Source organism: Serratia sp. A07, from assembly GCF_058725505.1.
The window spans coordinates 35,949-53,627 of record NZ_JBZXDO010000012.1; the positions used below are offsets into that span (position 1 = coordinate 35,949).

A 17,679-nucleotide genomic window follows, 5' to 3' on the forward strand; every position below is an offset into this window, starting at 1 on the left:
TCGTTAAAAAATTCGCTGAACGCCACGCCTAGTCGTGGCGTTTTTCGCTTTTGGCGGATACGATAAGTAGCAGTAATGGAAAAGTAAGTTGTTTCCTCGACTTATTGAGAATTCATCTTGTTTGTCGGTCGGTTTCTCGCCGGTCGGCTTTGCTGCTGTCGTTTTGTCAGCCGAAGCGAAGAAAATAGGCATGAATCACCGTTGTCATAGGAAATGACCGAAAGGTGGCGGGGGCCGATGGCACAAGCTATTGCCCGTGGTAAGCTGCCTTATCTTCTACAGAGATCTGTTAACTGTGAACTTACTCACTATGAGTACTGAAATTCTATTTGTTTTCCTGTTTTCTTTGGCTTTTCTCTTTGTTGCCCGCAAGGCGGCAAAACGTATTGGTCTGGTAGATAAACCCAATTATCGCAAACGCCATCAGGGGCTGATTCCGCTGGTCGGCGGTATTTCCGTTTATGCCGGGCTGTGCTTCGCGTTTTGGATTTCTGAACAACCTATCGCGCACGCCAAGCTTTATCTTACCTGCGCCGGCATTCTGGTGTTTGTGGGCGCGCTCGACGATCGTTTCGACATCAGCGTTAAAATCCGCGCCCTGGTGCAGGCGTTGGTCGGCATCGCCATGATGGTGTTCGCGGGCCTCTATCTGCGCAGCTTCGGCCATGTGCTGGGCGACTGGGAGATGCTGCTGGGGCCGTTCGGCTATCTGGTGACGCTGTTCGCGGTATGGGCGGCGATCAACGCCTTCAACATGGTCGACGGCATCGATGGCCTGCTGGGGGGCTTGTCGTGCGTCTCCTTCGGCGCGCTGGGCCTGTTGCTGTACCTGAGCGGCCATCATGAGCTGGCGTTCTGGTGCTTTGCGATGATTGCCACCATCGTTCCCTATATTTTGCTCAACCTCGGCATCCTTGGCCGCCGTTATAAGGTGTTCATGGGGGACGCCGGCAGTACCCTGATCGGCTTTACCGCCATTTGGCTGCTGCTGCAAAGCTCGCAGGGAAAGGCACACTCGATTAACCCGGTGACCGCGCTGTGGATCATCGCTATTCCGCTGATGGACATGATAGCAATCATGTATCGTCGTTTACGCAAGGGGATGAGCCCCTTCTCTCCCGATCGTCAACATATTCACCACCTGATCATGCGCGCCGGCTTTACGCCGCGGCAGGCTTTCGTGTTGATCACCCTGGCGGCCGCATTGCTGGCGGCGGTTGGCGTGATCGGCGAACGCCTGACTTTTATCCCAGAGTGGGTTATGTTGGCATTATTCTTGCTTGCTTTCTTCCTGTACGGTTACTGCATCAAGCGCGCCTGGCGGGTTGCGCGGTACATTAAGCGTATCAAGCGTCGCCTGCGGCGTTCGAGCGATAACAAGCAAGTATCTTAACCAGAGGCTTTTTGGCTGTGATGAATCCAGAAACAACGTCTGACAAGCATACCCCGGCGGTGGATAACGAACTCGATATCCGCGGCCTGTGCTGCACCCTGTGGCGCGGCAAACCGTGGATTATCGGCATTGCGGTGCTGTTCGCGGCGGTCGCGCTGATCGTCTCTTATCTGGTTAAGCAAGAGTGGAGTGCGACCGCCATCACCGACAGACCGACGGTGAATGCGCTGGGCGGTTACTACTCGCAGCAGCAGTTCCTGCGTAATCTGGACGTGCGCACGCTGCCGGCGACGGCCGGCGATCAGCCGAGCATCGCGGATGAAGCGTACAATGAGTTCATCATGCAGCTGGCGGCTTACGATACGCGTCGCGATTTCTGGCTGCAGAGCGATTACTACAAGCAGCGTCAGGAAGGGGATGCCCGCGCCGATGCGGCGTTGCTCGACGAGCTGATCAACAACATCCTGTTCACGCCGCGCGACGACAAGAAAGTGCCGAACGACGGCGTGAAGCTGACGGCGGAAACCGCCGCCGACGCCAACCGCCTGCTGCGTCAATACGTGGCCTTCGCCAGCCACCGCGCAGCCCTGCACCTGAACGAAGAGATCCAGGGGGCGTGGGCCGCCCGCACCACCTCGATGAAGGCGCAGGTCAAACGTCAGGAAGCGGTGGCGGAGTCGGTTTACAAGCGTGAGCTGAACACCACGCAGCAGGCGCTGAAAATCGCCGAGAGCCAGGGGATAAGCCGCACGCAAACCGACACCCCGGCCGAGCAACTGCCGGATTCGGATCTGTTCCTGCTGGGCCGGCCAATGCTGCAGGCGCGTCTGGAAGGCCTACAGGCTTCCGGCCCGACCTATGACCTGGATTACGATCAGAACCGCGCGATGCTGGCGACGCTGAACGTTGGCCCAACGTTGGATGAGAAGTTCCAGACCTATCGCTATTTGCGTACGCCGGAAGAGCCGGTAAAACGCGACAGCCCACGCCGGGTCTTCTGGCTGATTCTGTGGGGTGCGATGGGCGCTTTGGTTGGCGCGGGTGTTGCCTTGGCGCGTCGGCCGCGTAGTTAAAAATAATATACTAATCTGATGCAGGGCGCGTGAGCGCCCCATTCGCAGGCGGGGCCTGCGATTAACCGACCAAAAGAGATTCGCTGTGAAAGTGTTGACTGTTTTCGGCACCAGGCCGGAAGCCATTAAAATGGCGCCGCTGGTACATGCACTGGCCCAGGATGAGGCCTTTGACGCAAGAGTCTGCGTAACGGCACAGCATCGTGAGATGTTGGATCAGGTATTGCGGTTGTTTGAGATTACGCCGGATTACGACCTGAACATCATGAAACCCGGTCAGGGGCTGACGGAAATCACCTGCCGCATCCTGGAAGGGCTGAAAGGGGTGCTGGAAGACTTCAAACCGGACGTGGTGCTGGTGCATGGTGATACCACCACCACGCTGGCGACCAGTCTGGCGGCGTTCTATCAACGCATCCCCGTCGGGCATGTCGAAGCCGGGCTGCGCACCGGCAATCTGTATTCTCCCTGGCCGGAAGAGGCCAACCGCAAACTGACCGGCCATCTGGCGATGTACCATTTTGCGCCAACCGAAAACTCGCGCCAGAATCTGCTGCGCGAACTGCTGCCGGACAACCGTATTTTCGTGACCGGCAATACGGTGATCGATGCGTTGTTCTGGGTGCGCGACCGCGTGATGAGCGATGCCGCGCTGCAGGCTGGCCTGGCGCAGCGTTACCCGTTCCTCGACGCCGACAAGAAACTGATTCTGGTCACCGGCCATCGCCGCGAAAGTTTTGGCGGCGGCTTTGAGCGAATTTGCAGCGCGCTGGCGGAGATTGCCCGCAACCACCCGGAAGTGCAGGTAGTGTATCCGGTGCATCTCAATCCGAACGTCAGTGAACCGGTGAATCGCATCTTGAAAGGCATCGACAACGTCATGCTGATCGAGCCGCAGGATTATCTGCCGTTTGTCTATTTGATGACCCAGGCCTATATGATCCTGACCGATTCCGGCGGTATTCAGGAAGAGGCGCCATCGTTAGGCAAACCGGTGCTGGTGATGCGCGACACCACCGAACGCCCGGAAGCGATAGATGCGGGCACGGTACGCCTGGTCGGTACCGATGTAGCCAAAATTGTTGAAGCGGTGACCCGGCTGTTGACGGACGAAAGCGAATATCACGCGATGAGTCGGGCGCACAACCCATACGGTGACGGGCATGCCTGCCAGCGTATCCTCGAAGCTTTAAAGAATCATCAGGTGACACTATGAGTTTTGACACTATTTCGGTTATCGGCCTGGGTTATATCGGCTTGCCAACGGCGGCGGCGTTCGCTTCCCGCAAGAAAAAAGTGGTGGGTGTAGATGTTAACCAACATGCAGTAGATACCATTAACCGCGGTGCGATCCACATCGTCGAGCCGGATCTGGACAAAGTGGTCAAGGACGCCGTCGACGGTGGTTTCCTGCAGGCGGTGACCAAACCGCTGGCGGCCGATGCGTTCCTGATCGCGGTGCCTACGCCGTTCAAGGGCGATCACGAGCCGGATCTGGCCTATGTCGAAGCGGCGGCGAAATCGCTGGCGCCGGTGCTGAAAAAGGGCGATCTGGTGATCCTTGAGTCCACCTCGCCGGTGGGTGCCACCGAACAGATGGCGGAATGGCTGGCGCAGGCGCGCAGCGATCTCAGCTTCCCGCAACAAGCGGGCGAAGCGGCGGACGTGAATATCGCCTACTGCCCGGAGCGCGTGCTGCCGGGGCAGGTCATGGTGGAACTGATTCAAAACGACCGCGTGATCGGTGGCATGACGCCGAAGTGTTCGGAACGTGCCAGCGCGCTGTACAAGATTTTCCTCGAGGGCGAATGCGTGATCACCAACTCGCGCACTGCCGAGATGTGCAAGCTGACGGAAAACAGCTTCCGCGACGTGAATATCGCTTTTGCCAACGAATTGTCGTTGATCTGCGCCGAACAGGGGATCAACGTCTGGGAACTGATCCGCCTGGCGAACCGCCATCCGCGGGTGAATATTCTGCAGCCGGGGCCGGGCGTCGGCGGTCACTGCATCGCCGTCGATCCGTGGTTTATCGTGGCGCAGAACCCGCAGCAGGCGCGCCTGATCCACACCGCTCGCCTGGTGAACGACGGTAAACCGCTGTGGGTGGTCGACCGGGTGAAAGCGGCGGTGGCCGATTGCCTGGCCGCCACCGACAAGCGCGCGTCCGAGGTCAAAATTGCCTGCTTCGGCCTGGCCTTCAAGCCGAATATCGACGATCTGCGTGAAAGCCCGGCGGTCGAGGTCGCACATCTGATTGCCGAATGGCACGTCGGCGAAACGCTGGCGGTGGAGCCGAACGTCGAACAGCTGCCGAAGTCGCTGGCGGGCCATGTGACGTTGACGCCAATCGCTGAGGCGTTGCAGCAGGCCGATGTGATCGTGATGTTGGTCGATCACCAGCAGTTCAAGGCCATCCGGCCGGAAGATGTAAAACAAACATGGGTTGTTGATACCAAAGGAGTATGGCGTTGAAACGTATTTTAGTTACCGGTGGTGCCGGTTTCATTGGCTCCGCAGTCGTGCGGCACATCATTGAGGCCACCGGCGATAGCGTGGTGGTGGTGGATAAGCTGACCTATGCCGGTAACCTCGAGTCTTTGGCGGTGGTGGCTGATAGCGAGCGCTATGCTTTCGAGCAGGTCGACATCTGCGATCGCGCCGAGCTGGATCGGGTATTTGCCCAGTATCAGCCGGACGTGGTGATGCACCTGGCGGCGGAAAGCCACGTCGATCGCTCTATCGACGGCCCGGCGGCCTTTATCGAGACCAACGTGGTTGGCACTTACACTATGCTGGAAGCGGCGCGCCATTACTGGCAGCCGTTGGCGGCGGAGAAGAAGCAGTCTTTCCGTTTCCATCATATCTCCACCGATGAAGTGTACGGTGACTTGCACGGTACCGACGATCTGTTTATCGAAACCACGCCGTATGCGCCGAGCAGTCCGTATTCCGCCTCCAAGGCGTCGAGCGATCATCTGGTGCGTGCCTGGTTGCGCACCTACGGTTTGCCGACTCTCGTGACCAACTGTTCGAATAACTATGGCCCTTATCACTTCCCGGAGAAGCTGATCCCGCTGGTGATCCTGAATGCGGTGGCCGGCAAACCGCTGCCGGTTTACGGCAACGGCGCGCAGGTGCGTGACTGGCTGTATGTCGAAGATCACGCGCGCGCGCTGTATCAGGTCGTGACCGAAGGTGTGGTGGGCGAAACTTACAATATCGGTGGCCATAACGAGCGCAAGAATATCGAAGTGGTGCAGACCATTTGCGATCTGCTGGAAGAACTGGCACCGAACAAGCCGCAGGGCGTGGCGAACTACCGCGATCTGATCACTTACGTGAAGGATCGCCCGGGCCACGATATGCGTTATGCCATCGACGCCGGCAAAATCGATCGTGAGTTGGGCTGGCGGCCGCAGGAAACCTTCGAAAGCGGCATTCGCAAGACGGTGGCCTGGTATCTGGCTAACGAAACCTGGTGGCGCCGGGTGCAAGACGGTTCTTATGCCGGTGAGCGTTTGGGGCTGTCAGATTAATTTAACGCCGCGCCGCTTTGCGCCGGCGCGGTGGGTTTTGGAGTAAGTATGAAAGGTATTATTCTGGCTGGCGGTTCCGGTACGCGTCTGCATCCGATTACTCGTGGCGTGTCCAAGCAACTGCTGCCGATTTATGACAAGCCGATGATCTATTACCCGATGTCGGTACTGATGTTGGCGGGGATCCGTGACATTTTGATCATCTCGACCCCGGAAGATCTGCCGTCCTTCGAGCGTTTGTTGGGTAACGGCGAACAGTTCGGCGTCAATCTCAGCTACGCTGCGCAGCCTAAGCCGGAAGGTTTGGCGCAGGCGTTTCTGATCGGCGAGGAGTTTATCAACGGCGATTCTTGCTGCCTGGTGTTGGGAGATAACATCTTCTTCGGCCAATCTTTCAGCCCGAAATTAAAAACCGTCGCGGCTCGCACCGAAGGTGCCACCGTGTTCGGTTATCAGGTGATGGATCCTGAACGCTTTGGCGTCGTGGAGTTTGACGAAAATTTCCGCGCGCTGTCGATCGAAGAAAAGCCGAAGAAACCGAAATCCGATTGGGCGGTGACCGGCCTGTACTTCTACGATAGCCAGGTGGTGGAGTTTGCCAAGCAGGTGAAGCCTTCCGAACGCGGCGAGCTGGAAATCACCAGCATCAACCAGATGTATCTGGAGCGCGGTGAACTGACCGTCGAGCTGTTGGGGCGTGGTTTCGCCTGGCTGGACACCGGGACTCACGACAGCCTGCTGGAAGCCAGCAGCTTCGTGCAGACGGTAGAAAAGCGCCAGGGCTTTAAAATCGCCTGTCTGGAAGAGATCGCCTGGCGTAACGGCTGGCTGGATGACAAGGGGCTGAAACGCGCCGCCACCTCATTGTCCAAAACGGGCTACGGCAAGTATTTGTTGGACCTGCTGCATGTGCGTCCACGCCACTATTGAGCCTTTGGCGTGGGAAAGCGAGTTTTTCGCGCTAGACAGCGCGAAACTCGGCTTCTCCTCCTCGGCCCCGGCGCTTGCCGAAGCCGACTTGGCGGCTTATGCCCTGGTGCAGGCAAAAATTCCCGCGCAGCAACTGGCATTGGCGGATGGCCTCGCCGGCTTGGGATTTCGTCTGGTTGAGGGTGAGGTCGATCTGGTCCTGGCTCTTGAGCGTGAACGAGCGGCGGAACCCGGCGACGGAGCCGAGACTTCCCGTCTGGCAACCGAGTCCGATATCCCGGCATTGCGTGCCGCGGCGGCTCAGGCGTTCACCGTCAGCCGTTTTCGCGCACCTTGGTATCAACCTGATGACAGCGGCCGGTTTTATGCTTTGTGGATTGAAAAGGCCGTTTTAGGCACGTTCGATCATCAGTGCCTGTTGGCTTTGGACAACCAGGGGCAACCCGAAGGCTTTGTCAGCCTGCGTGACATTGGCGGCCAGGAAATGCGTATCGGCCTGCTGGCGGCTTTCCCCGGCGTATCCGGCCGGGGCATTGGCACTCGGCTGATGACGGCGGCGATCGCCGAATGTCGACGTCAAGGTATGCAGCGCCTGCGGGTCGCGACCCAGATAAGCAATATCGCCGCATTACGACTCTATCAACGACAGGGTGCCGTGATTGAAAGCACCGCGTACTGGTTATACAGAGGTAGACATGATTCCATTTAACGCTCCACCGGTTGTTGGCACTGAACTGGAATATATGCAGGCTGCTATGGGCAGCGGCAAGCTATGCGGCGACGGCGGCTTTACCCGCCGCTGCCAGCAGTGGATGGAACAGCGTTTCGGCAGCGCGAAAGTGTTGCTGACGCCTTCCTGCACCGCGTCGTTGGAAATGGCCGCCATCCTGCTGGATATTCAGCCGGGTGACGAAGTGATCATGCCGAGCTTTACCTTCGTTTCTACCGCCAACGCCTTTGTGCTGCGCGGGGCTAAAGTGGTGTTCGTCGACCTGCGTCCGGATACCATGAACATCGATGAAACCAAAATCGAAGCGGCGATCACCGATAAAACCCGCGCGATCGTGCCGGTGCACTACGCCGGCGTCGCCTGCGAGATGGATACCATCATGGCGCTGGCGAAGAAATATAACCTGTTCGTGGTGGAAGACGCCGCGCAGGGCGTGATGTCAACCTACAAAGGCAAGGCATTGGGCACCATCGGCCACATCGGCTGTTTCAGCTTCCATGAAACCAAAAACTATACCGCCGGCGGCGAAGGTGGTGCGACGCTGGTGAACGATCCGGCTCTGGTCGATCGGGCGGAAGTCATCCGCGAGAAAGGCACCAACCGCAGCCAGTTCTTCCGTGGTCAGGTCGACAAATATACCTGGCGCGACATCGGCTCCAGCTATCTGATGTCTGACCTGCAGGCCGCCTACCTGTGGGGCCAGCTGGAAGTGGCGGAACGCATCAACCAGCGCCGCCTGACGCTGTGGCAGAAGTACTACGACAGTTTCCTGCCGTTGGCGAAGGCCGGCCGCATCGAGCTGCCGAGCATACCGGCAGATTGTAGGCACAATGCGCACATGTTCTATATCAAGCTGCGGGATATCGACGATCGCACGGCCTTTATCGACTACCTGAAGGAAGCCGAGATCATGGCGGTGTTCCACTATATCCCGCTGCATGACTGCCCGGCCGGCGAACGTTTTGGTCGCTTTGCCGGCGAAGACCGTTACACCTCGCAGGAAAGCGCGCGCCTGGTGCGCTTGCCGCTGTTCTACAATATGTCCGATGTCAATCAGCGCACGGTAATCAATACCATCCTGAGCTTCTTTGCCTGATATGTCGCTGGCAAAAGCATCGATATGGACCGCCGGCTCCACGCTGATCAAAATCGGCGTGGGGTTGTTGGTGGTGAAGCTGCTGGCGGTGGCGTTTGGCCCCAGCGGGGTGGGGCAGGCGGGTAACTTCCGCCAGTTGATTACCGTGCTGGGCGTGCTGTCCGGCGCGGGTATTTTTAACGGCATCACCAAATACGTGGCGGAGTACCACCAGGATCCGCAGCGTCTGCGTCTGGCGGTAGGCACTGCGTCGAGCATCGTGCTGGGTTTTTCGACCTTGCTGGCGCTGGTGTTTCTGTTCGCCGCCGAACCGATCAGCATCGGGCTGTTCGGGCATGCCGATTACGTTGATGTGGTGCGCGCCGTCGCCTTCATTCAGATGGGGATCGCCTACGCCAACCTGTTCATGGCGGTGCTGAAAGGCTATCGCGATGCGATGGGCAATGCGCTGGCGGTGATCGGCGGCAGCCTGATTGGCGTGGTGGCTTATTACCTGTGCTTTAAGCTGGGTGGCTATGAAGGCGCGCTGGCGGGGCTGGCGCTGGTGCCGGCGTTGGTGGTATTGCCTGCCGGGCTGATGCTGTGGCGGCGCAAAACGCTGCCGCTGCGCTATCTGGCGCCGCGTTGGGACAAACTCGTGGCCGGCAATCTCGGCAAATTCACCCTCATGGCGTTGATCACGTCGGTGACGCTGCCGGTGGCCTACGTAATGATGCGTAACCTGTTGGCCGCCCATTACGGCTGGGATGAGGTGGGGATTTGGCAGGGCGTCAGCAGCATTTCCGATGCCTATCTGCAGTTTATCACCGCTTCGTTTACCGTCTATTTGCTGCCGACGCTGTCGCGGCTGACGGACAAGGGCGCCATCTCACGGGAGATCGTGCGTTCGCTGAAATTCGTGCTGCCGGCGGTAGCGGCGGCGAGCTTTACGGTTTGGGTGCTGCGCGATTTCGCTATTTGGCTGCTGTTCTCGGACAAGTTTGTCGCCATGCGCGATCTGTTTGCCTGGCAGCTGGTGGGCGACGTGCTGAAAGTCGGGGCCTATGTGTTCGGCTATCTGGTGATCGCCAAAGCGTCGCTGCGCTTCTATATCCTGACGGAAGTCAGCCAGTTTCTGCTGCTGACGCTGTTCTCGCACTGGCTGATCCCGCTGCACGGCGCGTTGGGGGCGGCTCAGGCCTATATGGCAACCTACATCGTGTATTTCGCGCTCTGTAGCTGCGTGTTCCTTATTTATCGTAGACGAGTATGACCACACTGATTCACGTTCTGGGATCCGATATCCCGCATCATAACCAGACGGTGCTGCGCTTCTTCAACGACGTGCTGGCGCCGCGTTTGCCAGCTGAGCAGACGCGGCATTTTATGGTGGCGGCCGAGGATGTGGCGGCACTGGGTGATTTCCCCGCCCTGAACATTGAGCCCTACGCAGACAAGAAAAGCCTGGCGGCGGCGGTCATCACCCGTGCCCAGGCCGATCGCGATGCGCGCTTCTTCCTGCACGGCCAGTTCAATCCGGGGCTGTGGTTGGCGCTGCTGAGCGGCAAGATCAAGGCGCGTCAGGTCAGTTGGCATATTTGGGGTGCCGATCTGTATGAAGACGCCACCAGCTGGAAATTCCGGCTGTTCTATCTGCTGCGCCGCATTGCGCAGGGGCGAGTAGGGAACGTGTTTGCTACTCGCGGCGACGTGATTCACTACCAGCAGCGCCATGCGCGGGTGCCGGCCTCGCTGCTGTACTTCCCGACCCGCATGGATCCGGCGCTGACCGACGTTCACGTCGAGAAAAACCTGGCCGGGCCGATGACGATTCTGGTGGGCAACTCCGGCGATCGCAGCAATCGGCATATCGAAGCGCTGCAGGCGATTCATCAGCAGTTCGGCGCCGACGTGCGCGTGATCCTGCCGATGGGTTATCCGGCCAACAACGATGCCTACATCGAGCAGGTGCGCGCCGCCGGGTTGCCGCTGTTCGGCGAGAAAAACCTGCAGCTGCTCACGCAGCAGGTGGCGTTTGAGGACTACCTCAATATTTTACGCGCCTGCGATCTGGGCTATTTCATTTTCAATCGCCAGCAGGGGATTGGCACCCTGTGCCTGCTGATTCAGTTCGGCGTGCCTTTCGTGCTCAGCCGGCAAAACCCGTTCTGGCAGGATTTGGCGGAACAGCATCTGCCGGTGCTGTTCTACGGCGATTCGCTGGACGAGGCGGTGGTGCGCGAAGCGCAGCGTCAGCTGGCGGCGGTGGATAAACAGGCGATCGCCTTCTTCAATCCGAACTATGTCGACGGCTGGCAGCAAGCCCTGGCGTTGGCGGCGGGAGAGCACTCATGACGTTGGCGCAATTCGGCGGCCTGTTTGTCGTCTATCTGGTCAGCCTGACGTTTATTCTGACGCTGACCTACCAGGAGTTTCGGCGCGTGCGCTTTAACTTCAACGTCTTCTTCTCGCTGCTGTATTTGCTGACGTTCTATTTCGGTTTTCCTTTGACCTGCCTGCTGGTGTTCCAGTTTGACGTCGAGGTGGTGCCGGTGGAGTTTCTGCTGTACGCCCTGCTGTCGGCGACGGCGTTTTACGCCATCTATTACGTCACCTACAAGACCCGACTGCGCAAGCGCCGCACAGAGCCGCGTGCGGCGCTGTTTACCATGAACCGGGTAGAGACTCATATGACCTGGGTGCTGCTGGCATTGGTGGCGATCGGTACCGTTGGGATCTTCTTCATGCAGAACGGCTTCCTGCTGTTCAAGCTCAATTCTTACAGCCAGATTTTCTCCAGCGACGTGTCCGGCGTGGCGCTCAAGCGGTTCTTCTACTTCTTCATTCCGGCGATGCTGGTGGTCTATTTCCTGCGGCAGGATCTGCGCGCCTGGTTCTTGTTCCTGGTGGCGACGGTGGCGTTCGGTATTCTGACCTACGTGATCGTCGGCGGCACCCGCGCCAACATCATCATCGCCTTCGCGCTGTTCCTGTTTATCGGCATCGTGCGCGGCTGGATCACGCTGTGGATGCTGGCGGCGGCGGGCATATTCGGCGTGGTCGGCATGTTCTGGCTGGCGTTGAAGCGCTACAGCCTGGACGTCAGCGGCGCGGAAGCGTTCTATACCTTCCTCTACCTGACCCGCGATACCTTCTCGCCGTGGGAAAACCTGGCGCTGCTGCTGCAAAATTACGACAAGATCGATTTCCAGGGTCTGGCGCCGATCGTGCGTGATTTCTACGTCTTTATTCCAACCTGGCTATGGCCGGGCCGGCCGGACGTGGTGCTGAACTCGGCCAACTATTTCACCTGGGAAGTGCTGAACAATCACTCCGGGCTGGCGATTTCCCCGACGCTGATCGGTTCACTGGTGGTGATGGGCGGTGCGCTGTTTATTCCGCTCGGCGCGATTCTGGTGGGCATGATCATCAAGTGGTTCGACTGGCTGTATGAGTTGGGCAAAACCGAACCGAACCGCTATAAGGCGGCCATTCTGCAGGGCTTCTGCTTCGGTGCGGTGTTCAACATCATCGTGCTGGCGCGTGAAGGGGTAGACTCTTTCGTGTCGCGCGTGGTGTTTTTCTGCATTATTTTCGGCGCCTGTCTGGTGCTGGCGAAGTTGCTGTATTGGCTGTTCGATACCGCCGGGCTGATCAAGGCCAGAGTGACGCGCGCCCGCGCGCTGGCGTCTGTGCCTCGGGCGAACGGTCTTTTGTAAGGGTAATGAGAACGATGGAAGCAAAGATTTCGGTGCCGCAGTATGAGCTGCGCGGTTTCAGCCTGTGGGGCTTTCGCGATATGGCGCACTGCATGGACTTTTTGTTCGACGGCGGCCGGGTAAAACAGGGCACGCTGGTAGCCATGAACGCGGAAAAGATCCTGAAGGCGGAAGAGGACCCGGCGCTGCATGCGTTGCTGGATGAGGCGGAGTACAAGTACGCCGACGGCATCAGCATGGTGCGTTCGATTCGCCGCAAATACCCGGCGGCGGACGTTTCGCGCGTGGCGGGTGCCGATCTGTGGGAAGCCTTGATGCAGCGCGCCGGCCGTGAAGGCACGCCGGTCTTCCTGGTCGGCGGCAAGCCCGAGGTCTTGGCGGAAACCGAGCAAAAGCTGCGCAGCCAATGGAATGTCAACCTGGTGGGCAGCCAGGACGGCTATTTCAAACCGGATCAGCGAGAGGCGCTGTTCGAGCGTATTCGTGCCAGCGGCGCCGCTATCGTGACGGTGGCGATGGGATCGCCGAAGCAGGAAATTCTGATGCGTGACTGTCGCAAGGTGCATCCGCAGGCGCTGTACATGGGCGTGGGCGGCACCTACGACGTCTTTACCGGCCATGTGAAGCGTGCGCCCAAGGTGTGGCAGAACCTCGGTCTGGAATGGCTCTACCGCCTGCTCAGCCAGCCCAGCCGCATCGGCCGACAGTTGAAGCTGCTGAAGTTTGTCGGCTACTACTACAGCGGCAAGATGTAACCTTCATCCGGGGCGGAAAGTGCTGTTCCGCTCCGGTCTGCTGTACCAATAATCTGCTTTTGCACGTTTCTCCCGCATATCTATAACCCCCGGCCCTAAACGCCGCTGCATTTATTCCATAAAGTTTTAAATTGCGGTTTGCTTATAGCGGCGAAATGCGAAACGATACCGCCCGGAAATTATCCCTGGCCGCTGAAGCCTGATGCGACAGCGCTGAACGATGTCCCTCTCACGGTAACTTCGCTCCGACTACCCGTTGATGCCAACCCGATCGGCAGGGGATGATTTATTCTTTTAATAATGACAATAACGACCGGCAGCGGCCGGCAGGCAAACACAACCCGAGAAAAATTATTGAGGATTTATGGCACACAAAGAGAAACCGCAAGGGCTACACCGGGGCCTTGAGGCCCGGCATATCGAGCTTATCGCTCTGGGGGGCACCATCGGTGTCGGCCTGTTTATGGGGTCGGCCAGTACGCTGAAGTGGGCGGGGCCGTCGGTGCTGCTGGCTTACATCATCGCCGGGCTGTTCGTGTTCTTCATTATGCGTTCGATGGGAGAAATGCTGTTCCTCGAGCCGGTCGCGGGCTCGTTTGCCGTTTACGCGCATAAGTACATGAATCCCTATTTCGGTTACCTGACCGCCTGGGGCTACTGGTTTATGTGGATTGCCGTCGGCATTTCCGAGATCACCGCCATCGGGGTGTATGTGCAGTTCTGGTTCCCGGAAATACCGCAGTGGGTGCCGGCGCTGATCGCCGTGGCGATGGTGGCGCTGGCCAACCTGGCGGCGGTGCGCCTGTATGGGGAGCTGGAGTTCTGGTTCGCCATGATCAAGGTCACCACCATCATCGTGATGATTCTGGTGGGGCTGGGGGTGATCTTCTTCGGCTTCGGCAACGGCGGTGAACCTATCGGTTTCGCCAATTTGACGGCGCACGGCGGTTTCTTTGCCGGCGGCTGGAAAGGCTTCCTGTTTGCGCTGTGCATCGTGGTGGCGTCCTATCAGGGGGTTGAGCTGGTGGGCATCACCGCCGGAGAAGCCAAGAACCCGCAGGTGACGCTGAAACGCGCGATTAACAATATCCTGTGGCGCATCCTGATCTTCTATGTCGGCGCAATCTTCGTCATCGTCACCATCTTCCCGTGGAACGGCATCGGCACTACCGGCAGCCCGTTCGTGCTGACCTTCGCCAAGATCGGCATCGTTGCCGCCGCCGGCATCATCAACTTCGTGGTGTTGACCGCCGCGCTCTCCGGCTGCAACAGCGGTATGTACAGCGGCGGCCGCATGCTGTACGCCCTGGCCAAGAACCGCCAGCTGCCGGCGGCGCTGACCAAGCTTTCCGCCAGCGGCGTGCCGGTGAACTGCATCGCCGTCACCATCGGCTGCCTGTTGGTGGGTTCCGCGCTGAACTACATCATCCCGAATCCGGAGCAGGTGTTCGTCTATGTCTACAGCGCGAGCGTGCTGCCGGGCATGGTGCCGTGGTTCGTGGTGCTGATAAGCCAGCTTTATTTCCGCCGCGCCCATAAGGAAGCGATCAAAAATCACAGCTTTAAGTCGATCATGTTCCCGTATGTGAACTATCTGACCATCGCTTTTCTGATTTGCGTGCTGGTCGGCATGGGAATCAACCCGGATACGCGGATTTCCCTGCTGGTCGGGGCGATTTTCTTAGCCGGCGTCAGCCTGTGCTACTTCGCTTTCGGCATGCACAAGAAACATCATCCGGCTGAAAATCGGGTAGAAACGCGTCAATAAACGGTGAAAAGGGGCTACGGAGTGCGCTTTTGTGCGCGGGAGTGAGCAAAGCGTAATCAAACGCAACATTTCTGCGAAAAAGCACTAGACAGAATTGGCGTAAATCCGTAGTATCCCCTCCCGCAACGGCGCTACGCGCCCGTAGCTCAGCTGGATAGAGCGCTGCCCTCCGGAGGCAGAGGTCTCAGGTTCGAATCCTGTCGGGCGCGCCATTAAGTTTGTGCGCAGGAGCTGCGGTGGTAATATTACCGCGTGAGTAAGAAGAAGTAGTAATGGTGGCTATAGCTCAGTTGGTAGAGCCCTGGATTGTGATTCCAGTTGTCGTGGGTTCGAGTCCCATTAGCCACCCCACTTCCTAAGCGAAGTGAAGATTTAGCAGTATTTTGTGACAGTGCGAAGGTGGCGGAATTGGTAGACGCGCTAGCTTCAGGTGTTAGTGTTCTTACGGACGTGAGGGTTCAAGTCCCTCTCTTCGCACCACGCAAAATATCTGATAAATATAAGATTTATATGGACAACGGTCTGATAAATCAGGTAGTATGAGCAACACAAATCGGCGAGTAGCGCAGCTTGGTAGCGCAACTGGTTTGGGACCAGTGGGTCGGAGGTTCGAATCCTCTCTCGCCGACCACATTCGAAAAACCTGCTTTTTAAAGCAGGTTTTTTTTCGTCCGTCGTTTATGAGGATGAGTACCTCCGCAGGAGGTTCGAGCCTCGCGAAGCGAGACAACGTTGCTTCAGCAACGGCCCGCAGGGCGCGCATCAAAGATGGGCGTAATCCTCTTTCGCCGACCACTCTCAAAGAAACCGACGCAAGTCGGTTTTTTTACGTCTGTCGTTTATGAAAGCAAGTTCTTCTCAGCATGACGAAGGGAACATCGACAAGCCCGTGCAGCACCGCACGGGCTTTTTGCCTTCCTGGGGGAGCATCTGGTGTCGGCCTGCAAACGTGTTGGTTTTCAGCGACAATACCATCCTGCGCTGTCGTCAGGTTGAGACAAATAATTCATTGATTTTAAAAGATAAAGCTAGCTTTGGCTTAAGTCGTCGTTTCGAGGCGACAACCTGATAAAGGCCGCCGGCAAGGAACACCAGAGAGTGATTTGTGACGGGAAAGGAAGGGTTAAATAAAAAGCCAATAATTTCAATATATTGAACTATATTTTCTATTTGAGAGCCTAAATTTAAAAGTTGGCACGCCAAATGCTATATCTATTGCGTAGATGCTCATTCCACCTCTTATGTTCGCCTTAGGCCTCATAAACCCTGGGAATGACGCAGAGCCGATTTAGGGTGCCTATCGCCCACGAGAACGATGACTAACCCGTCATCACGCTCAGGGCAGAACGTTGAGTGAGGCACCGCCCCTGTTGTCCTAGACCTGATTGCTTCTTTATACACTTGCCCTGCGGCAAGTGTTTTTTTTTGCGTTTCAGAAAGCCATTGGGCAAAAAAAAGCGCGGCATCGGGGCCGCGCTTTTCTCTCTCAGGCAGGGCGTTATTCGCCGCCGTTCTGTTTCAGCGTCAACATCAGCCCCTCACGCCGAATCTGCGCCGCTTCATCCGAACGATGCAGTTTCTCCAGCGTATCGGCCAACCAGGCGTAGTCGTAGGCATCCGGGCGCTGTTTCAGCGCTTCACGGAAGGCGTCGGCCGCTTGCTGCCACTCGCCGTGCTTCATCAACAGCTGCCCCAGCGTGCTGTTCAGCAGCGGCGTCGCGCCGTGTTGTTTCATCTGCTGACGCAGCGCTCTTTCCAACTGCTCGGGGTTGCCGGATTTCAGCCGCGGCAGCAACAGCACCAGGCGCTCGTCGTATTGGCGCTTCAGGCTGTCGAGCACAATCTCCTGCGCCAGTTCGTGGTCGTTGCATTCGATCAGGTGTTCCACCATCGCGATTTGCAGCGGCACTTCGTGACGCGTCTTGCGGCTCTGATCTTTCCACCAGCGCTTCAGGCCTTCGCTGCCTTCGTCCGCCATCGCCTGATTCATCAGCCCGATGTAGGCCTGTTGCTGCAATGCCTGCAGCTGCTCTTCGCTGTGGAGTTCGATTTTACGCATCGACGGCAGCACTTCCAGCAGCGACGCGTAGGCGCCAGTGCGCAGATAGGCTTGTTCCGCCAGACGCAGCACTTCCGGATGACGCGGCGCCTGGTTCAGCAGGCGATCGACGCCGTGGCGCGCGGCGTGGTTCTCGCCCTGCGCCAGCTGGATGCGAACCCGGGTAATGTCCACCGGCAGCTGATCGGTGTCGGCCGCTTCGGCGGCGCGTTCCAGATACTGATTGGTACGGAAGTCGTCGCCGCGTTGCTGTGCGGCCTCGGCGGCCAGCAGGTAGTTCACGACCGGCTGTTCGGCGTGGTCGGCGTTGCGCGTCATCAGCTTCTCGACCTGCTTGTAGTCGCCTTCCGCCAGCTTGATCAGCGCGGCTTTGGTTTGCTGGCGCGCGCGGGTGCGCTTGCGGCCGATAAACCAACCGCGCGTGCGGGCGCCGGTACGGAAGATGCGGCGCAGGATCCACTCGATCGCCAGCAGCACCACGAACAGCAGCACCAGCATAATCACCAGGCCGGTGACGCTGGTTTCAATATTGTAATTATCGGTCTGGATCAGCACATAGCCCTGATGCCCGGCCAGCATCGGCCCGAGCACCACGCTGGCGATCACCACCAGGAACAGAAATAGCACGCGTAACATGG

Annotated in this window: 15 protein-coding genes, 4 tRNA genes and 1 other RNA gene; 19 read left to right on the forward strand and 1 reads right to left on the reverse strand. The window is 58.2% G+C overall.

What is annotated here, in order from left to right; all coding sequences use genetic code 11:
- Positions 1-295 precede the first annotated feature (295 nt).
- From wecA to AC4PR2_RS14160, 19 genes are all read left to right on the forward strand, one after another.
- Positions 296-1,393 (forward strand): UDP-N-acetylglucosamine--undecaprenyl-phosphate N-acetylglucosaminephosphotransferase, encoded by a 1,098-nt coding sequence (gene wecA / locus AC4PR2_RS14070; RefSeq protein WP_004934192.1) that lies wholly within the window; start codon positions 296-298, stop codon positions 1,391-1,393.
- A gap of 20 nt (positions 1,394-1,413) precedes the next feature.
- Positions 1,414-2,466, forward strand: a complete 1,053-nt coding sequence (wzzE, locus tag AC4PR2_RS14075) for an ECA polysaccharide chain length modulation protein (RefSeq protein WP_029988858.1) — start codon at positions 1,414-1,416, stop codon at positions 2,464-2,466.
- 85 nt (positions 2,467-2,551) lie between these two features.
- Positions 2,552-3,682 (forward strand): non-hydrolyzing UDP-N-acetylglucosamine 2-epimerase, encoded by a 1,131-nt coding sequence (gene wecB / locus AC4PR2_RS14080; protein ID WP_060424231.1) that lies wholly within the window; start codon positions 2,552-2,554, stop codon positions 3,680-3,682.
- Positions 3,679-4,941, forward strand: coding sequence for a UDP-N-acetyl-D-mannosamine dehydrogenase (wecC, locus tag AC4PR2_RS14085; protein WP_060441219.1), 1,263 nt, complete (start codon positions 3,679-3,681; stop codon positions 4,939-4,941). Before wecB ends, wecC begins: the two co-directional genes overlap by 4 nt.
- Complete coding sequence (rffG, locus tag AC4PR2_RS14090) at positions 4,932-6,005, forward strand: dTDP-glucose 4,6-dehydratase (RefSeq protein WP_492175256.1); 1,074 nt, start codon at positions 4,932-4,934, stop codon at positions 6,003-6,005. Before wecC ends, rffG begins: the two co-directional genes overlap by 10 nt.
- A gap of 48 nt (positions 6,006-6,053) precedes the next feature.
- Positions 6,054-6,935: a glucose-1-phosphate thymidylyltransferase RfbA gene (gene rfbA, locus AC4PR2_RS14095; RefSeq protein ID WP_060441218.1), complete on the forward strand. Its 882-nt coding sequence runs from the start codon at positions 6,054-6,056 to the stop codon at positions 6,933-6,935.
- Positions 6,913-7,644: a dTDP-4-amino-4,6-dideoxy-D-galactose acyltransferase gene (gene rffC, locus AC4PR2_RS14100; protein ID WP_159318821.1), complete on the forward strand. Its 732-nt coding sequence runs from the start codon at positions 6,913-6,915 to the stop codon at positions 7,642-7,644. The genes rfbA and rffC overlap by 23 nt, the downstream gene beginning before the upstream one ends.
- Positions 7,631-8,761, forward strand: a complete 1,131-nt coding sequence (gene rffA / locus AC4PR2_RS14105; RefSeq protein WP_060441216.1) for a dTDP-4-amino-4,6-dideoxygalactose transaminase — start codon at positions 7,631-7,633, stop codon at positions 8,759-8,761. Before rffC ends, rffA begins: the two co-directional genes overlap by 14 nt.
- A gap of 1 nt (position 8,762) precedes the next feature.
- Positions 8,763-10,013 carry a lipid III flippase WzxE gene (wzxE, locus tag AC4PR2_RS14110; protein WP_048232375.1) on the forward strand — a complete coding sequence of 417 codons (1,251 nt, stop codon included), beginning with the start codon at positions 8,763-8,765 and terminating at the stop codon, positions 10,011-10,013.
- The gene (locus AC4PR2_RS14115; RefSeq protein WP_102985100.1) at positions 10,010-11,095 is read left to right on the forward strand and encodes a TDP-N-acetylfucosamine:lipid II N-acetylfucosaminyltransferase; all 1,086 of its coding nucleotides are present in this window, start codon (positions 10,010-10,012) and stop codon (positions 11,093-11,095) included. The genes wzxE and AC4PR2_RS14115 overlap by 4 nt, the downstream gene beginning before the upstream one ends.
- Complete coding sequence (wzyE, locus tag AC4PR2_RS14120) at positions 11,092-12,459, forward strand: ECA oligosaccharide polymerase (protein WP_087762624.1); 1,368 nt, start codon at positions 11,092-11,094, stop codon at positions 12,457-12,459. The genes AC4PR2_RS14115 and wzyE overlap by 4 nt, the downstream gene beginning before the upstream one ends.
- 14 nt (positions 12,460-12,473) lie before the next feature.
- Positions 12,474-13,214, forward strand: coding sequence for a lipopolysaccharide N-acetylmannosaminouronosyltransferase (gene wecG / locus AC4PR2_RS14125; RefSeq protein WP_060424217.1), 741 nt, complete (start codon positions 12,474-12,476; stop codon positions 13,212-13,214).
- Between the two features lie 364 nt (positions 13,215-13,578).
- Entirely contained in the window at positions 13,579-14,982 is a 1,404-nt protein-coding gene (gene thrP / locus AC4PR2_RS14130; protein ID WP_038874078.1) for a bifunctional threonine/serine APC transporter ThrP, read from the forward strand.
- A 135-nt stretch (positions 14,983-15,117) separates the two neighbouring features.
- A tRNA-Arg gene (locus tag AC4PR2_RS14135) sits at positions 15,118-15,194 on the forward strand.
- A 63-nt stretch (positions 15,195-15,257) separates the two neighbouring features.
- A tRNA-His gene (locus tag AC4PR2_RS14140) sits at positions 15,258-15,333 on the forward strand.
- A gap of 42 nt (positions 15,334-15,375) precedes the next feature.
- Positions 15,376-15,462, forward strand: a tRNA-Leu gene (locus tag AC4PR2_RS14145).
- Positions 15,463-15,536: 74 nt separating this feature from the next.
- A tRNA-Pro gene (locus tag AC4PR2_RS14150) sits at positions 15,537-15,613 on the forward strand.
- 34 nt (positions 15,614-15,647) lie between these two features.
- Positions 15,648-15,777: non-coding RNA, RtT sRNA (locus tag AC4PR2_RS14155), on the forward strand.
- Positions 15,778-15,823: 46 nt separating this feature from the next.
- On the forward strand, positions 15,824-16,051 hold the full coding sequence (locus AC4PR2_RS14160; protein WP_145958043.1) for a hypothetical protein: 228 nt from the start codon (positions 15,824-15,826) through the stop codon (positions 16,049-16,051).
- 429 nt (positions 16,052-16,480) lie between these two features.
- Here the strand turns inward: AC4PR2_RS14160 and hemY are convergent, their stop codons facing one another.
- Positions 16,481-17,677 (reverse strand): protoheme IX biogenesis protein HemY, encoded by a 1,197-nt coding sequence (gene hemY, locus AC4PR2_RS14165; protein ID WP_492175257.1) that lies wholly within the window; start codon positions 17,675-17,677, stop codon positions 16,481-16,483.
- Positions 17,678-17,679: the final 2 nt, after the last annotated feature.

Excerpts from the sequence above, each read along its gene's own strand:
- wecG (WP_060424217.1), top strand. The coding sequence starts at position 12,474 with ATGGAAGCAAAGATTTCGGTGCCGCAGTATGAGCTGCGCGGTTTCAGC.
- rfbA (WP_060441218.1), top strand. The coding sequence starts at position 6,054 with ATGAAAGGTATTATTCTGGCTGGCGGTTCCGGTACGCGTCTGCATCCG.
- rffC (WP_159318821.1), top strand. The coding sequence starts at position 6,913 with ATGTGCGTCCACGCCACTATTGAGCCTTTGGCGTGGGAAAGCGAGTTT.
- rffG (WP_492175256.1), top strand. The coding sequence starts at position 4,932 with ATGGCGTTGAAACGTATTTTAGTTACCGGTGGTGCCGGTTTCATTGGC.
- wecC (WP_060441219.1), top strand. The coding sequence starts at position 3,679 with ATGAGTTTTGACACTATTTCGGTTATCGGCCTGGGTTATATCGGCTTG.
- wzzE (WP_029988858.1), top strand. The coding sequence starts at position 1,414 with ATGAATCCAGAAACAACGTCTGACAAGCATACCCCGGCGGTGGATAAC.
- AC4PR2_RS14115 (WP_102985100.1), top strand. The coding sequence starts at position 10,010 with ATGACCACACTGATTCACGTTCTGGGATCCGATATCCCGCATCATAAC.
- AC4PR2_RS14160 (WP_145958043.1), top strand. The coding sequence starts at position 15,824 with ATGAAAGCAAGTTCTTCTCAGCATGACGAAGGGAACATCGACAAGCCC.
- wzxE (WP_048232375.1), top strand. The coding sequence starts at position 8,763 with ATGTCGCTGGCAAAAGCATCGATATGGACCGCCGGCTCCACGCTGATC.
- wzyE (WP_087762624.1), top strand. The coding sequence starts at position 11,092 with ATGACGTTGGCGCAATTCGGCGGCCTGTTTGTCGTCTATCTGGTCAGC.
- hemY (WP_492175257.1), bottom strand. The coding sequence starts at position 17,677 with ATGTTACGCGTGCTATTTCTGTTCCTGGTGGTGATCGCCAGCGTGGTG.
- thrP (WP_038874078.1), top strand. The coding sequence starts at position 13,579 with ATGGCACACAAAGAGAAACCGCAAGGGCTACACCGGGGCCTTGAGGCC.
- rffA (WP_060441216.1), top strand. The coding sequence starts at position 7,631 with ATGATTCCATTTAACGCTCCACCGGTTGTTGGCACTGAACTGGAATAT.